Source organism: Cystobacter fuscus DSM 2262 (assembly GCF_000335475.2).
GTDB classification, from domain to species: domain Bacteria; phylum Myxococcota; class Myxococcia; order Myxococcales; family Myxococcaceae; genus Cystobacter; species Cystobacter fuscus.
The window spans coordinates 780,010-794,020 of the sequence record NZ_ANAH02000001.1 but is presented as its reverse complement, the minus strand read 5'-3'; the positions used below and the strand labels follow the sequence as shown (position 1 = coordinate 794,020).

The following is a 14,011-nucleotide window of genomic DNA, read 5'->3' as shown; positions in this document are numbered from 1 at the left end:
CGGGTTACTCCAGGTTGAGTTGGATGCCGAGCGCGGTGGCCACCTCGACGAGCGTCTCCGTCTGCGCCCGCAGCGCGTCGATGGCGGCCTTCACCTTCTGCCGCCCCGGGCTGCTGTCATTGCCGAGGATAGCCTGATCGAACGGGCCGGGGATTGCCTGGATGGCGTCGAGGCTGGCTTGCAGCCGCTGCTTCATCTCGTCGTTCAGCTTCGGATCCACCGCGGCCACCAGCTCGTCCAGACCCGCGCCGTCCGTGCCGCCATAGCGCCCGAGGTACACGTTCTGGATGCCCACCGCGTTGCCGTACAGGTCCGCGAGCGTGTTGTCGCTGAAGCAGGAGTGCTCGTCCTCCTGGTCCTTGTTGTCGTAGGCCACCGTCATGCGCTCGCCCGCCAGCTCCGCGCCGCTCAGGCTGCCCAGGCCGGTGAGAATCTTCAGCACGGCCTCCTTGGGGGCCTCGGCCACGAACGTCTTGCGGTAGTTGTCCTGGCCGGGGGCCCACGCGTCCCGCACCGACTCCAGGTCCTCCACCAACTGCTTCGTCACGAGGCTCAGGTACTGCCGGCGCCGCTCGGCGTTGGGCGCCGTGCCCTCGTCGGCGAAGTCCGTAGCGGGCCGGTTGCCCGGGCCCGTGTCGCTCTCGTCCTTGCCCCACAGCAGGAACTCGATGGCGTGGTAGCCCGAGGAGATGTTCGTCTCTCCATCGCGCTCGTTCATCGAGGTGATCAGCTCCTGGGTCAGCGGCTCCTGGCTATTGATGATGCCGTCGATGTACGCCTCGTCCAGCGGCCAGGCGTTGATCTGCCCCTCGGGGCCGGTGTCCTCGTCGTCGATGGGGCCGCCGTAGAAGCGGAAGGCCTCGCTCTGGCCATAGGAAGTGCGGGCGGAGAGCCACGCATTGCGCGCCTCCGCCAGTCGCGCCTCGGTCGGATTGGCCACGAAGACCTCCACCGCCGTGCGCAGTGCCTCGGCCTGCTTCACCACATCCGTGTAGTTCTCGTACGTCAGCGCCGCGTAGCGCTCCACCACCGGCCGCGCGCGCGACTCCTCCAGCGCGTTCGTGCCACAGCCCGCGGTGAACAGCGTGCCCGCCGCCATCAATGCCAGCCAACCCTGCTTCGTCATGACCAACCCCCTCGTCGAGTGTGCTTTCGTAATGAATTTGCTAATCATTGTCAAAACGTGGGTCCCCAAGAATCCGGGGGAGGCGACGCCGGAGCCGCTCAGAGCGAGTCGAGGAAGGCGAGGAGGGCGTCGCGCTCGGTGCGGGACAGGCGGAGCACCGCGTCGCGGGCGGCTTGGGCCTCGCCGCCGTGCCAGAGGATGGCCTCGAGCACCGTGCGGGCCCGGCCATCATGGAGCAGGCGCGTGTGGCCGCTGACGGTGCGCGTCAGGCCGAGGCCCCACAGCGGGGGCGTGCGCCATTCATTGCCGGTGGCGAGGAAGTCGTCGTAGCCGTCGGCGAGCGCCTCCCCCAGGTCATGCAGCAGCAGGTCCGAGTAGGGCCACAGCCGCTGGTGGGACAGCTCCGGGCGGCCTTCTACCTCTCCCGTCTCGAGCGAGGGCCGGTGGCAGCGGGCGCAGCCCACGCGGTGGAAGACGTCCTTGCCCTGGAGCACCTGGGGCTGGTCGTGCCCACGGCGGGCGGGGACGGCGAGCGCGGCGGTGTAGGCGGTGAGGGCGGCCAGCTTGCCCTCGTCCAGCTCGGGGGCTCCGCCGGAGGAGGCCGAGAGGCAGGTGGCCTGCGCGGCGGTGCAGGACTCGGTGGGGAAGAGCGGCGAGGTGATGCCGAGGTCCCCCTTCATGGCCGCGGCGTTCTGCTGCTCCAGGTCGGGCTGGTTGGCCTTCCAGCCGAAGCGCCCCAGCTCCCACCGCCCCCGGCGCACGCTCCACACCCGGTTGGGCCGCCCGGAGATGCCGTCTCCATCCGCGTCCTCGGGATCCGCCCATTCGAGGAGACGCTCCTCGGGCACGGCCGCGAGCAGCCCCGGTCCCACCAGCGGCTGCGCCACCCGCGGAGACAGGCGCACGTCCGGCGACAGCGGCCCGTGGGCGAGCCGCGAGAGGACATAGATGGGCGCGCGCAGCGTCCAGGGCTCTCCATCCGCGAAGGTGCCCGAGCGCTCCTCCCAGGTGAGCGTGGCGCGTCCCTCGACGGGTACTCCGGAAATGGCCCGTGTCTGGAGTTGTTCTCCATAGGTGGGCTCGGGCCGGGGCCCCCCATGCTCGCCCTCGCCGGGCACGCTCAGGCGCAGCAGCAGCGAGACCGTGGGCTGATCGGCGCCCTGGGGTGGAGCGCCGCGTCCGTTCTGGAAGTGGCACGCCTCGCAGGACACGGAGTTGAAGAGCGGGCCGAGGCCATCGCGATCTTCTCGTGAGTCGGGCGCCGCGAACCAGTCCGCCTCGAACAGGGCCTCCCCCGTGCCGAACGCGGACAGCCGCGAGAGGGGAAGCGAGGGCGCGGGACGCGAGAAGGCCTGTGCGCTCGTGTCCTGGACCGTGGCTCCGCCTCCGGGCCGCTCCTCGCCGACTTCCACCACCGCATGGCTCGGGTGGGAGTCGTCGTCCGGTGCCCGCGTGGTCGGGCCACATGCGGCGAGCAGGCCCCAGCCGATGGTGACGAGCGCGTGCGCGGGCTTCATGGGAACACCACCGGGAGGGGAGTCGGAGAGCGGGGAGAGCCCTCGGAGGGCGTGCTCGCGCCGAGCTGCCCGTCGTGGTTGGCGCCCCAGGCGAGGCAGTCCCCGTCCCGGGTGCAGGCGAGCGTGTGCAGGGAGCCCGCCGCCACGGCGCGCACGGGCCCGAGCCCCTGGACCTGGATGGGCCTTGGCCGCTCCGCGAGGCTGCCATCTCCGAGCTGCGCGTTGGAGTTCTGCCCCCACGCCCAGAGCGTCCCCGAGGCCGAGAGCGCGAAGCCGACGTTGTTGAGGGCGGACACGGCCACCGCGTCCGTCACGTCCAGCACGTCCACGGGTTGGGCCCGGCTTCCGAGCATCCCACTCTTGCCATGGCCGAGCTGTCCCGACATGCCCAGGCCCCATGCCCGCACGCGGCCGTCCGCGCCGAGCGCCAGCACATGGCCTCGTCCCGTCGCGATGTCCACCACCTGGCCGAGGTGCGCCACTTCCAGGGGCTCGGGGTGGGGCGTGGCATCCAGCTCTCCGTTGCCGAGCTGGCCATCGCCGTTGTCGCCCCAGGTGAAGACGGTGCCATCGCGGCGCAGCGCCACGGAGTGCGCGGTGCCCACGGCCACGCGGACGATGTCCGACAGGCCGGGCACGCGCGTGGGGGCCTCCACGGGCGCGGTCGAGCCGAGCCCCAGTTGTCCCTTCGTGTTGCTTCCCACCGCGAGCACCGTGCCGTCGGCGAGCAGCAGCAGGGCATGGCTCGCGCCGAGCGCCACGTCCACCACCGGGCCGGGACTCTCCACCCGGGTGGGCGTGGAGGGCTCCTTCCGCGCCGGGACGAGTCCCCGGGGCAGCGTGCCCCAGGCCCATGCGCCGCCCTCCTCCAGGAGGACGAGGGTCGAGGAGGGACCGGCCACCACCGCGCGCACTGGGGCGAGCCCCGGGACGGGAAGGGGGTGGGGCGTGTTCCCGGCGTCCGGGCGTCCCAGTTGTCCCGCGTCGTTGCCGCCCCAGGTGAAGAGCTGGCCGTCGCGCAGGGCCGCCGAGTGCGACAGCCCCGCGGCGAGCGAGGTGCCCCACCGGAAGCGCACCTCGGCCACGCCCGTGTTGCCCGCCGCGTCCACGGCCTCCACGCGCAGGTGGTTGGTGCCCGGGAGGGGGCGGCCCTCGAGGGTGAAGGTCGCCGAGGGCGTGAAGTCCACGGACGGCGTGCCATTGAGGGACCAGGAGGCGCGCACCACGCCCTGGTCGTCCTCGAGCGCTCCCCGGACATGCACCTGGAAGGCGGCGACGTCCTGCCCCTCGGCGGGGGAGAGGAGGCGCACGTGGGGGGCCTGGGTGTCGGGCGCGGGCGGAGCCGGGGGCGGGGGCTCGTGGCCACAGGCGAGGGCGCACAGCGCGAGCAGCGGGCTCGCGGCGCGGAGGGCGGCTCTCGGGCTCATGGCAACACCACCTGCTGGGGCAGGGGATAGGCCCACTGCTCCAACTGGTCCGAGCCACCGCCCAGCGAGCCTCCCACGCTCCAGCCCCAGGCGAACAGCAGCCCGTCCCGGTGGTGGGCGATGACATGGGTGGCGCCGGGGCTCACGTCGTCCAGGCCGGTGAGGGGCTCGGGGGGCTCCACGCGCAGCAGCACCGGGGTGGTGGGCACGGAGGCCCGGGTGGTGTCTCCCGTGCCGAGCTGTCCATTGACGTTCTCGCCCCAGCCCCACAGCGTGCCGTCGCGCCGGAGGGCGAAGCTCATGGTGCCCTGGGCGAAGACGGCGGTGGCCTCCGTGAGGCCCTGGACCTGGACGGGACTGTCGCGCTGGTCCTCCGCGCCTGGCTGCCCATCGCCGAGCTGGCCGCTGGCGTTGAGGCCCCAGGCGGACACCGTGCCGTCCTCGTGCAGGGCGAGCAGGTGGTCGCGCCCGTTGGCGAGGTCCACCACGCCGGTGAGGCCGGGCACGCGCGTGGGCGTGGCGTGGGGCTCGTCGTCGTGGGTGCCGAGGCCGAGGTTGCCATAGCCATTGTTGCCCCACACCCAGACGGTGCCGTCGGCGCGCACCGCGGCCGAGTGCTGCGAGCCGCCGATGACCCGGACGACGTCGGTGAGCCCGGAGACGGGCACGGGGAAGTGCCGATCCGTGGTGGTGCCGTCGCCGAGCTGGCCGTTGCCGTTCTCGCCGAAGGCGGACACGTGCCCGTCCCGGTGCAGCACCAGCATGTGCCTGTAGCCCACCGCGGCGGCCACCGCGTCGGAGATGCCGGGCACGCGCGTGGGCACCAGGCGCACCGTCGTGTCGGACGCGCCGGGCGCCGCCTGGCCGAGCTGGCCGCTCGCGTTGTCTCCCCACGTCCACACCGAGCCGTCCCGCTGAATCGCCAGGGAGTCGTTCTGGGCGAAGGCGATGGCGGCCACGTCCGTCAGCCCCTCCACCTTCACCGGGCTCTTGCTGTTCGTGGTGCTCCCGAGCCCGAGCTGCCCCCGGTTGTTGCGTCCCCAGCTGTAGAGGACGCCGTCGCGCACCGCGCCCCCGTGCAGCGCTCCCGCGCCCGTCTGGTTGCCGAAGGTGAAGCCCACCGAGGACGTCGCCTCGTTGCCCCGCGTGTCGCGCGCGTGCACCACCAGGACGTTGCGGCCCGGACGCGGCTGGAGCTCGAAGTCCAGTGCCCGCCGCTGCCCGCCCTCCGCGCCGAGCGCCACCGGCTCGCCCTCGTTGAGCCGCCAGCTCAGCTCCGCGAGCCCCGAGTCATCCTCCACCGTGCCCGCCACCTGGAAGCGCGCGAGCGCCACGCGCGACGCGTCCCCTGGCGTGGTGAGCGTGATGCGAGGCGCTTGCGTGTCTGTCTCCGGCGGGTCCTCCTCCCTCGTTCCACACGCCCCCAGCAGCGCCAGCAGCAGGAGGGGGAAGGGGCGGGAGTTGAAATTGACTCGCAATATCGACATGTGGGCGCGCTTGTAACAGGGCGCGTCTTCGGGGCGCAAGGGGACGGGGGGCCGTCCCGGAGGTCACTTGTTGAGGTGGTGCGTGTCGTTCCAGCGCTGGATGACGGGCTGGTTGGCGTCATCCTGGTGGACGGTGAGCACGCTGATGGAGCCGGTGCCCAGCACGAAGAGGCGTCCGTCGGTGGGCGCCAGGCCCAGCCAGCGCGCGGTGAGCACGCGCAGCAGGTGGCCGTGGGAGAAGAGGAGCACGGGGCCCTTGGCCTTGTAGATGCCGGCGATGATGCGGTCGGCGCGCAGGCCCACGTCCTTGATCTTCTCTCCGCCCGGCACGCCCTTCTTCCAGATGACCCAGTCCGGATCCAGGGCGCGGATCTCCGCCTTGGTCTTGCCCTCGAAGGTGCCGTAGTCCCACTCCGTCAGGTCCGCGCGCTGCTCGGCGCCGTGGCCCTGGTTGGCCAATTCGCACGTGTCGATCGCCCGGCGCAGGGGACTGGTCCACACGGCGGCGAAGTCCCACTGGCGCAGGGGCTCGCGCAGCTTGAGCGCCATTTGCCGCCCTTCTTCCAGCAGGGGCAGGTCCGTGCGGCCCGTGTGGTGGCCGGTGCGGCTCCACGCGGTTTCTCCGTGGCGGACGAGAACGACGAGCGGCAGGGACTGATTCATCGGCGGACCTCGGGGGGAGTGCTCCGGGGGGAGGAGCAAGCAGGCAGGCTCGGGGTTTTAAGAAGTATTAACGGAAGACCAGGACTCTTGGGGGGCGGAGTCATTCATGACACAACGCGGTAGCAGCCGTGTGCCAGAGCCGGGGCCCACCCCATCATCTGTGAGGAGTCGTGCGCTTTCGAGTGGATGTCGGCAAGGGGATGGAGCACTTCACCCGGTTGTCCTACCGCCACCCCGGGCGGGTCCTGGCGGGAGTCCTGGCCGTGGCGCTGCTGGCGGGGCTGCTGGCCTCGCGCCTGGGCTTCCATGGCTCGTTCGTGGAGCTGCTCCCGGCGAACACCGTGGAGGTGCGCGACCTGGAGGCCGTGTCCCGGAAGGCCGGAGGCGATGGGTACCTCGTCCTGCGCGCCATGGGGGCCTCCCCCGAGGAGCTGCGCCGCTTCGCCCAGGCGCTGGCGCCCCGGCTCGAGGCGCTGGAGGAGGTGCGCTACGTCGAGTACCGCTATGACACGCGCTTCTTCTCGGACCGGGCCCTCCTGTTGCTCTCCGCGCCGAAGCTCCAGGCGCTGCGCAAGGACCTGGAGGAGGCCGTGCGGCAGCACAAGCGCGCCGCCAACCCGCTCTACGTGGACCTGGGGGCGGAGACCACGCCGCCCCTGTCGTTCGAGGAGGTTGCCCGTCGGCACGCGCCGAAGCTCGGGGTGAGCGAGTACCTGAGCTCTCCGGATGGGCGGGAGCTGTACCTGTTCGTGAAGCCGGCGGGGCTCGCGGGAGACCTGGTCTTCGCCCAGCGGCTGGTGACGCGCGTGCGGGAGACGAGCGCCGAGGTGGCGCGTGGCTTCGCCGGGGTGAAGACGGACGCGACGGGCGCGCACGTGTTGCGGCTGGAGGAGGACCGGCGGATGCGCGAGGACCTCACGCGCGCCTCGCTCTTGTCGGGCATCATCGCGGCGCTCATCGTCGCGGTGTCGTGCCGGCGCCTCACGGCGCTGCTGGTGGTGGGAGCGCCCGTGGGCGTGGGCCTGCTCGTCACGTTCGCGATGGTGCAGGTGACCATCGGCTACCTCAACATCATCACCGGCTTCCTCGTGGCCATCCTCATCGGCCTGGGCATCGAGTACGGCCTGCACCTGGCGATGCGCTACGCCGAGGAGCGCCGGGGCCTGCCCGCCGAGGCGGCCCTGCGCGAGGCGGTGCAGGGCACGTGGGCGGGCGCGCTGACGTCGGCCAGCACCAACGCCGCCGCCTTCGCCGCGCTCACGCTCGCCGAGTTCCAGGCCTTCGCCCAGTTCGGGTGGATCGCCGCCGCGGGCGTGCTGTCCACGGTGCTGGCCACGTACCTGGTGGGCCCCTCGCTCATCGCGCTGGCCGAGCGGCTGCGGCCCCTGCGCGCGGCACAGCCCCTGCCGGCCCGGCCTCCGCGTCCGCCGCGGGGGCCCGTGCCCCGGTCCCTGCTGGTGGCCGTGGTCGTCGGGGTATGCGCGCTCGTGGCCTACTCGGCGTCGGTGGCGGGGTCCCTCGGCTTCGAGCCCGACATGCGCAAGCTGCGCGGGGAGTTTGCCGCCACCCGGCTGGACGACCACATCATCGCCCAGCTCGGACGGCGCCACGCGCCCACGGTGTTCCTCACGCCGGACGTGGCGCAGGCGGAGCGGCTCGCGAGCGCGCTGCGCGAGCTGGAGGCCCGCCACGGCGAGGACCGCATCTTCTCGGAGGTGGCGTCGCTCAGCGACTTCCTGCCGCGCACGGGCGCGGACGTGGAGGCCGAGCGCGCCACCCTGCGCGCCTTCGTGGACCGCCTGCCCGAGGCCGCTCGGGAATCGGAGAAGGTGCGTCCCGCGCTCGAGCGGCTGGAGGCGCTGCTCGCGGCGAAGCCCTATGGGGTGGAGGCGTTGCCCGCGGAGGTGCGCCGCCGCTTCACCGCGCTGGATGGCGAGGGCAGCTTCGTGATGGCCTTCAAGAACGAGTCGCTCTCCGACACGGACGCGCTGCACCGCTTCGGCGCGCAGATGGAGGAGTTGCGCGAGGTGGCGCGGGCGCGGGGCCTGGAGGTGCAGGTGCTCGACTCGAACCTCATCGCCTACCGCATCTTCGATCTGGTGGAGAAGGACGGCCCCTGGCTGCTGCTGGCGGCGAGCCTGGCGGTGTTCGCGATGATCACCCTGAGCCTGCGCAGCCTGCGCCGGGCGGGGTTGGTGGCGGGGCCGTTGTACCTGGGGCTCGCGTGCCTGCCGGCGGCGATGCACCTGTACGGGCTCAAGCTCAACTTCATCAACGCCGTGGTGCTGCCCAACCTGCTGGCCATCGCCGTGGACAACGCGGTGCACCTCTACCACCGCTACCGCGAGGAGGGGCCGGGCTCGCTGTCCCACGTGGTGCGCACCACGGGCGTGGCGGCGGTGGTGGCCACGCTCTCCAACGCGGCGGGCTACGGCGCGCTGCTCACGGCGCGCCACCCGGGGCTGCACTCCATCGGAGAGCTGGCGCTGTTGGGCGTGGGCTGCTCGTTCCTGGGGACGACGGTGCTCTTCCCCTCGCTGCTCGCGCTGCTGGAGCGCCGTGTGCCGGCCGCCGTGGCGGAGGACGAGGGCGTGCTCTCGTCCCTGCCGCTGCCCGAGGGGGTGGAGCCGGAGGAAGACGTCCGGCCTTCCTCGACCTGACAGGGTCGATCAAAAACTCGGCACTGTTGCAGTGCAGGTAAGGAAGGCCCGCAGGTCCGGATCGAGTTTCCAGCCCACTCGCCGCTCGAACTCATCGGGCGTGGCGGGGGGATGTTCAGAGCATCGTGCGCGTGTTGACGGATTTTAGTGCGTCCCATACCCTGACTTTCCGTGAATCAGGCCCTTCGCGTATGGGCCGTGTTCTTCTTGTCCGCCTGCGATGGAACCTCGTGGTCAGGCGGCATGTGCATCTGAACCAGGGGGGAGAACATGTCAGGATGCTCGGACTTCGAGTTGGGCTTCGGCCGTTCAGCGACAAGGCCAAGCCCCGCGCCCGCCGCTATGCGGCTGCTGTTGATCGGTGACTCCAAACCGGTGGCGCAAGCGATGCTCGAATCCGACATGACGCCGCTGCTGAGCCATCGCAATGCCGCGACCGTGCTGCGCCCTCAGTCGGTGGCCAGATCGGCTCGCGCGCTGGCGGGCTCGACCGGCGGCGGTGCTGGGGGCTCACTCGCATGAGTTTGAAGATTTCGCGCGAGCAGATGCAGGCGATGGTGCAGAACAGCGAGGCGATGTTCTTGACCGCGCTGGAGCGGTTGGTCCGCAGCGAGCATGCCGCGGTGGTGGCCGACCTGCCAGCCGAGCTGCTGCAAGAGATGTTGCGGCAGGCCTGCGCGGCGGCCAAACGCTACGGCATGGCCGACCCGCCCGACATCGCCGGGTTCGTGATGCTGATGTTCGAGTTTGGCCCCCAGTTTCATGAGCACCCGGCGATTCATGCTGTGCTCACCGAGACGTCGCTGCCCGCTCATCAGCGGCTGCAGGCCGTCGCCAGGAACACGGCCGAGCCGGTGTGGCGCGCGGTTGAAGCGACGCTGCACAAGCAGCGCTGGTTCGAAGGGGACTGAGCTTCATGGGAGCCAGTCTCAACAGCCCGCAGGTCAAACAACAGCTCGACGAAATTCAGGCCGATGCCAAGGCGGCTAGCCGTGAGTTGCAGCTCGACATCGCGCAAGCGGCGCTCGATGCCGCGGGCCTGGTCGACCCGACGCCGATTAGCGATGCCGCGGGCGCACTGCTCAGCGCCGCCCGCGGTGACTGGTTCGGCGCCGGCATGTCGCTGGTCTCGATGATTCCCTACGCCGGAGATGCAATCGGCAAGACGGCCAAGGGCGCCGAGTTGCTCGCCAAGATGGCCAGGCTGAAGGAGCGTATCGCCGACAACCTCGTGCGCGCCAAGCAGGTCGTCACCAATGCGCTGAAGAGCGACGCCGCCTCGATACGCGCGAACAAGGCTCTGGCCAAAGCGGAGCGCATCGAGGATGGCTTGGTCAACGGCTGCCCGGTTGGTGGCAACCGGTTTGGCACCCAATCACCGCGCAATGGCTGGGCCGGCGAGCGTGGCGACAGCGCCTGGGATCCCGCCACATCCGGCATGGACGCGGATCGTCTGAAAGCGATCGAATCGGTGACCGGTGGCAAGCCCATCCCGTTCGAGAAGGGCTACCCGGACTTTTCCGACTACACTCACCAACTGACCGATGCGGCTGGCAACAAGCTGCCGGCGCGGGTGGAGATTCCGATGAAGGGCGACAACGGCGTCGACTTCCCGGCCGCACGACAGGCGATGGCCGAGCGTCTCGGTGTGGAGAAGTTCAATGAACCGCGTGGCTACACCTGGCATCACCATCCGGACGGCGTGACGATGGAGTTGATTCCCTCGTCCTTGCACAACAATGTGCCGCACAGCGGCGGCGCCGCACTGGCGCGCGACCCAGGCTATTGAACACAGGAGTTCCTCAATGAGCACACGGATTCTTGATGACCTGGGGCCTTTGGCCACTTCGGCGCTCGATGACGCCGAGCAGCAGCTCGGTGTGCGCCTGCCAGCCGATTATCGCGCCTTCATGCTGCAACACAACGGCGGCCGCCCGGAGCCGGACCGCTTCGACATCAGCTGGCAAGCGAGCCAAGCCGCTGCCGCGGCCGGCAAGAGTTCGCTGTTGTCCTGGTTCTTTTCTATTTATGAGGAACGGGAGGAGAACCTTCTGGTGGCGAACCGCGTCGATTTTCGCGGCCGCTTGCCGTCCGGCACCGTCGCGATCGGACGCGACCCGGGTGGCAATCTGCTATTGCTGCGCACGACTGGTTCGCGGGTGGGTGAGGTGCTTTACTGGCTGCGCGAAATGGAAGCCGAGGAAGGCACAACACCGACCGAGGACAACGTCGGCTTTGTCGCCGACAGCTTCGATGACTTTCTTGCCAACCGTCTGCACTGAAGCTGATGTCGAGCGAAGCACGTGGATCGAGTGCTGGCCGCCACAGGTGCAGGCGTTGTCGTTTCGGCAACAAGGCATCGAGTTGACGCGGGCGCAACTGCATGCGCTGGCGCGCCGCAACGGCATCGCCGCCAGCTTGTTCGATGCGGTGGGGACGGCGCCGTTGACGGCATTGCAGGCTCAACTGGACGGCCTGCTGCAACAGTTTCCTGCCGGCGCCTTCGTGCGTCTCGGTTCGCGCAGTCCCAAGGACACCGAGCGCTTTGTGCTCAGCGGCGGGCGCGCCGACAGCGGCGCCGAGGCGATCGCGCTGCTGAGCGCGGGTTCACGCCGGATGTTCGTCGACTACCGGCGCTGCATGCAGAACCACTGGACGCCCTCGATCTTCCTACGTGAATGGCAGCCGATGTCGTCGGCGCAGGAATGGCGCTGCTTTGTGCATGAACGCCAGTTGCTGGGCATTACGCAGTACTGGCATGCGCAGGCGCTGGACAGCGGCGCTTGCGCGCAGTTGCAGCGCACCGGCATCGCATCGCTGCTGCAACTGGCCGCGCAATTGCTGCAGCGGCTGCCGCTGCCTTCCTTTGTCTTCGACGCCTGCTTGCCCTTGCCCAGCCCTCTGGCGGCGCGCGCGGTGCTGATCGAAATCAACCCCTTCGGTGCGACGACCGACGCCGGCCTGTTCGACGCTTGCGATGAGCGTCTGGACCGCTCGATTCGCTGGCGCAGCGAGGCCGGCGTGCAGCAAAGGCCGCTGGCCGACTGTTGTCAGCCGGCAAGCGGTGCGCCATCGCAACCAGGGCAGGCTCAAAACCTGCTTGGGTCGCCCCCGTGAGCGCGCTCAGCGCTTGAGGCCGCGCTTGATGTCGGCGCACACCTGACGGGCCGCGGAGGGCCCATCCGCCTGGGCGGCGCGCACGATGGCGCTGCCCACCACGACGCCATCCGCGTGGGCGCCCACCACCCGGGCCTGCTCGGCCGAGGAGATGCCGAAGCCGGCCACCACCGGCACCGGGGACACGCGGCGCACCAGCTCCAGGCGCTCGGACAGGTCCGCCGGGAGCTGCGAGCGCATGCCCGTCACGCCCGCCACCGACACGCAGTAGACGAAGCCCCGCGCGTCCTTGGCGATGCTCTCCGCCCGCTTGGGCGACGTGGTGGGCGCGCACAGGGGGATGAGCTCCACTCCCTCGCGGTCGAACGCCTGGCGGAGGTCGACGCTCTCCTCGGGCGGCAGGTCTGGCAGGATGGTGCCCGACACGCCGCGCTCCCGGGCGAGCTTCGCGTAGCGCTCCTCGCCCAGGGCCATGATGACGTTGACGTAGGTCATCACCACGAGCGGCGTCTGGGGGCAGCGCTCGCGCACGGCGGGCACCACCTCGTCCAGCACGCGCCGCAGCGTGGAGCCAGCCTTGAGCGCGCGCTCGGAGGCGCCCTGGATGACGGGGCCGTCGGCGATTGGGTCGCTGAACGCCACGCCAATCTCCAGGATGTCCGCGCCGCCCTCCACGCACGCGGCGAACACGTCCACCGAGCGGGGAAGGTCCGGGTCTCCCGCCATGGCGTACGCCACCAGCGCGCCCTCTCCACGGGCCTTGGCCCGGGCGAATGCGTCCGCGATTGCCCCGCTCATGCTCCCTCCAGACGGATGGCCGGAGGCACGCCCCGCGCCGCGATGGTGGCCACGTCCTTGTCTCCGCGGCCCGAACAATTGATGACCAGGTACTTGCCCTTGCCCAGCTCGCGCGCCAGCTCCCCCGCGCGCGCGAAGGCGTGCGAGGACTCGAGCGCGGGGAGGATGCCCTCGTTGCGGCACACCTCGTAGAAGGCCTTGAGCGCCTCGTCGTCCGTGGCGGTGCGCACCTCCACCCGCCCCGTCTTCGCCAGGTACGCCAGCTCCGGCCCCACGCCCGGGTAGTCCAGGCCCGCGGAGATGGAGTGCGCTTCGATGATCTGCCCGTGCTCGTCCTGGAGCACCAGCGAGCGCGAGCCATGCAGCACGCCCTCGGTGCCCAGCGTCAGGGACGCGCCATGCTGGCCCGAGTCGAGCCCGTGGCCACCGGCCTCCACGCCGACGAGCCGCACGTTCTTGTCGCCGATGAAGGGGTGGAGGATGCCGATGGCGTTCGAGCCGCCGCCGATGCACGCGATGATGGCGTCGGGAAGCTGGCCGAAGGCGACGATCGACTGGGTGCGCACTTCCTTGCCGATGACGGATTGGAAGTCGCGGACGATGGTGGGGTAGGGGTGGGGCCCGGCCGCGCTGCCGATGACGTAGTGGGTGTCATGAATCTGCGCCACCCACACGCGCATGGCCTCGTTCATCGCGTCCTTGAGGGTGCGCGAGCCCGACTCCACCGGGTGCACCGTGGCGCCCAGGGCCTTCATGCGGAAGACGTTGAGCGACTGGCGCTCCACGTCCAGCGCGCCCATGTACACCTCGCAGGGCAGGCCGAAGAGGGCACACGCGGTGGCGGTGGCCACGCCGTGCTGGCCCGCGCCCGTCTCCGCGATGATGCGCTTCTTGCCCATGCGCTTGGCCAGCAGCACCTGGCCGATGGTGTTGTTGATTTTGTGCGCGCCCGTGTGCGCCAGGTCCTCGCGCTTGAGCCACACCTCGGCGCCGCCCCACAGCGCGGTGAGCCGGCGCGCGGGCGTCAGCGGCGTCTCGCGCCCGACGAACTCGCGCAGCACCTGCGCCACCTGCTCGCCAAAGGACGGATCCTTCTGGGCCTCGGCGTAGGCGAGCTCCAACTCCTGATGCGCCGGCACCAACGTCTCCGGCACGTAACGGCCGCCGTAACGGCCAAAGCGGCCCGGGGCGGTTTTCGTGTCCATGGTCGTCTTCC

General features: G+C 70.6%; 12 protein-coding genes and 1 pseudogene. 5 read left to right on the top strand and 8 right to left on the bottom strand.

What is annotated here, in order from left to right; genetic code table 11:
- Window positions 1–4 precede the first annotated feature (4 nt).
- The 5 genes from D187_RS03085 to D187_RS03065 form a co-directional block, all read right to left on the bottom strand.
- Complete coding sequence (locus D187_RS03085) at window positions 5–1,126, bottom strand: imelysin family protein (RefSeq protein ID WP_002622905.1); 1,122 nt, start codon at window positions 1,124–1,126, stop codon at window positions 5–7.
- A gap of 98 nt (window positions 1,127–1,224) precedes the next feature.
- Window positions 1,225–2,643 carry a di-heme oxidoreductase family protein gene (locus D187_RS03080; protein ID WP_002622906.1) on the bottom strand — a complete coding sequence of 473 codons (1,419 nt, stop codon included), beginning with the start codon at window positions 2,641–2,643 and terminating at the stop codon, window positions 1,225–1,227.
- Window positions 2,640–4,070, bottom strand: a complete 1,431-nt coding sequence (locus tag D187_RS03075; RefSeq protein ID WP_002622907.1) for an RCC1 domain-containing protein — start codon at window positions 4,068–4,070, stop codon at window positions 2,640–2,642. The genes D187_RS03080 and D187_RS03075 overlap by 4 nt, the downstream gene beginning before the upstream one ends.
- Window positions 4,067–5,557 carry an RCC1 domain-containing protein gene (locus D187_RS03070; RefSeq protein ID WP_002622908.1) on the bottom strand — a complete coding sequence of 497 codons (1,491 nt, stop codon included), beginning with the start codon at window positions 5,555–5,557 and terminating at the stop codon, window positions 4,067–4,069. Before D187_RS03070 ends, D187_RS03075 begins: the two co-directional genes overlap by 4 nt.
- A gap of 63 nt (window positions 5,558–5,620) precedes the next feature.
- The gene (locus tag D187_RS03065) at window positions 5,621–6,220 is read right to left on the bottom strand and encodes a histidine phosphatase family protein (RefSeq protein WP_043427856.1); all 600 of its coding nucleotides are present in this window, start codon (window positions 6,218–6,220) and stop codon (window positions 5,621–5,623) included.
- 170 nt (window positions 6,221–6,390) lie between these two features.
- On the opposite strand from D187_RS03065, the gene D187_RS03060 reads away from it, so the two are divergent.
- Window positions 6,391–8,880, top strand: coding sequence for an efflux RND transporter permease subunit (locus D187_RS03060; RefSeq protein WP_155893124.1), 2,490 nt, complete (start codon window positions 6,391–6,393; stop codon window positions 8,878–8,880).
- Between the two features lie 10 nt (window positions 8,881–8,890).
- Here D187_RS03060 and D187_RS57385 read toward each other — a convergent pair.
- Window positions 8,891–8,994, bottom strand: a pseudogene (locus D187_RS57385) (SMI1/KNR4 family protein); the annotation flags it as partial.
- Between the two features lie 404 nt (window positions 8,995–9,398).
- Here D187_RS57385 and D187_RS03055 point away from each other — a divergent pair.
- From D187_RS03055 to D187_RS03040, 4 genes are read left to right on the top strand one after another with little or no spacing between them, the layout of a single operon-like run.
- Complete coding sequence (locus D187_RS03055; protein ID WP_002622914.1) at window positions 9,399–9,791, top strand: hypothetical protein; 393 nt, start codon at window positions 9,399–9,401, stop codon at window positions 9,789–9,791.
- Between the two features lie 5 nt (window positions 9,792–9,796).
- A complete protein-coding gene (locus D187_RS03050) occupies window positions 9,797–10,669 on the top strand; it encodes an HNH endonuclease (protein WP_002622915.1) in 873 nt (290 codons plus the stop codon).
- A 16-nt stretch (window positions 10,670–10,685) separates the two neighbouring features.
- Complete coding sequence (locus D187_RS03045; protein ID WP_002622916.1) at window positions 10,686–11,162, top strand: SMI1/KNR4 family protein; 477 nt, start codon at window positions 10,686–10,688, stop codon at window positions 11,160–11,162.
- Window positions 11,134–11,997, top strand: coding sequence for a cell division cycle protein 123 family protein (locus D187_RS03040; protein ID WP_081713534.1), 864 nt, complete (start codon window positions 11,134–11,136; stop codon window positions 11,995–11,997). Before D187_RS03045 ends, D187_RS03040 begins: the two co-directional genes overlap by 29 nt.
- A 6-nt stretch (window positions 11,998–12,003) precedes the next feature.
- Here D187_RS03040 and trpA read toward each other — a convergent pair whose 3' ends face one another.
- Window positions 12,004–12,795, bottom strand: a complete 792-nt coding sequence (gene trpA, locus D187_RS03035) for a tryptophan synthase subunit alpha (protein ID WP_002622918.1) — start codon at window positions 12,793–12,795, stop codon at window positions 12,004–12,006.
- Window positions 12,792–14,000, bottom strand: a complete 1,209-nt coding sequence (trpB, locus tag D187_RS03030) for a tryptophan synthase subunit beta (RefSeq protein ID WP_002622919.1) — start codon at window positions 13,998–14,000, stop codon at window positions 12,792–12,794. Before trpB ends, trpA begins: the two co-directional genes overlap by 4 nt.
- Window positions 14,001–14,011: the final 11 nt, after the last annotated feature.

Coding starts and splice junctions, on each gene's coding strand:
- D187_RS03085 (WP_002622905.1), bottom strand. CDS start 1,126: ATGACGAAGCAGGGTTGGCTGGCATTGATGGCGGCGGGCACGCTGTTC.
- D187_RS03080 (WP_002622906.1), bottom strand. CDS start 2,643: ATGAAGCCCGCGCACGCGCTCGTCACCATCGGCTGGGGCCTGCTCGCC.
- D187_RS03075 (WP_002622907.1), bottom strand. CDS start 4,070: ATGAGCCCGAGAGCCGCCCTCCGCGCCGCGAGCCCGCTGCTCGCGCTG.
- D187_RS03070 (WP_002622908.1), bottom strand. CDS start 5,557: ATGTCGATATTGCGAGTCAATTTCAACTCCCGCCCCTTCCCCCTCCTG.
- D187_RS03065 (WP_043427856.1), bottom strand. CDS start 6,220: ATGAATCAGTCCCTGCCGCTCGTCGTTCTCGTCCGCCACGGAGAAACC.
- D187_RS03055 (WP_002622914.1), top strand. CDS start 9,399: ATGAGTTTGAAGATTTCGCGCGAGCAGATGCAGGCGATGGTGCAGAAC.
- D187_RS03050 (WP_002622915.1), top strand. CDS start 9,797: ATGGGAGCCAGTCTCAACAGCCCGCAGGTCAAACAACAGCTCGACGAA.
- D187_RS03045 (WP_002622916.1), top strand. CDS start 10,686: ATGAGCACACGGATTCTTGATGACCTGGGGCCTTTGGCCACTTCGGCG.
- D187_RS03040 (WP_081713534.1), top strand. CDS start 11,134: ATGACTTTCTTGCCAACCGTCTGCACTGAAGCTGATGTCGAGCGAAGC.
- trpA (WP_002622918.1), bottom strand. CDS start 12,795: ATGAGCGGGGCAATCGCGGACGCATTCGCCCGGGCCAAGGCCCGTGGA.
- trpB (WP_002622919.1), bottom strand. CDS start 14,000: ATGGACACGAAAACCGCCCCGGGCCGCTTTGGCCGTTACGGCGGCCGT.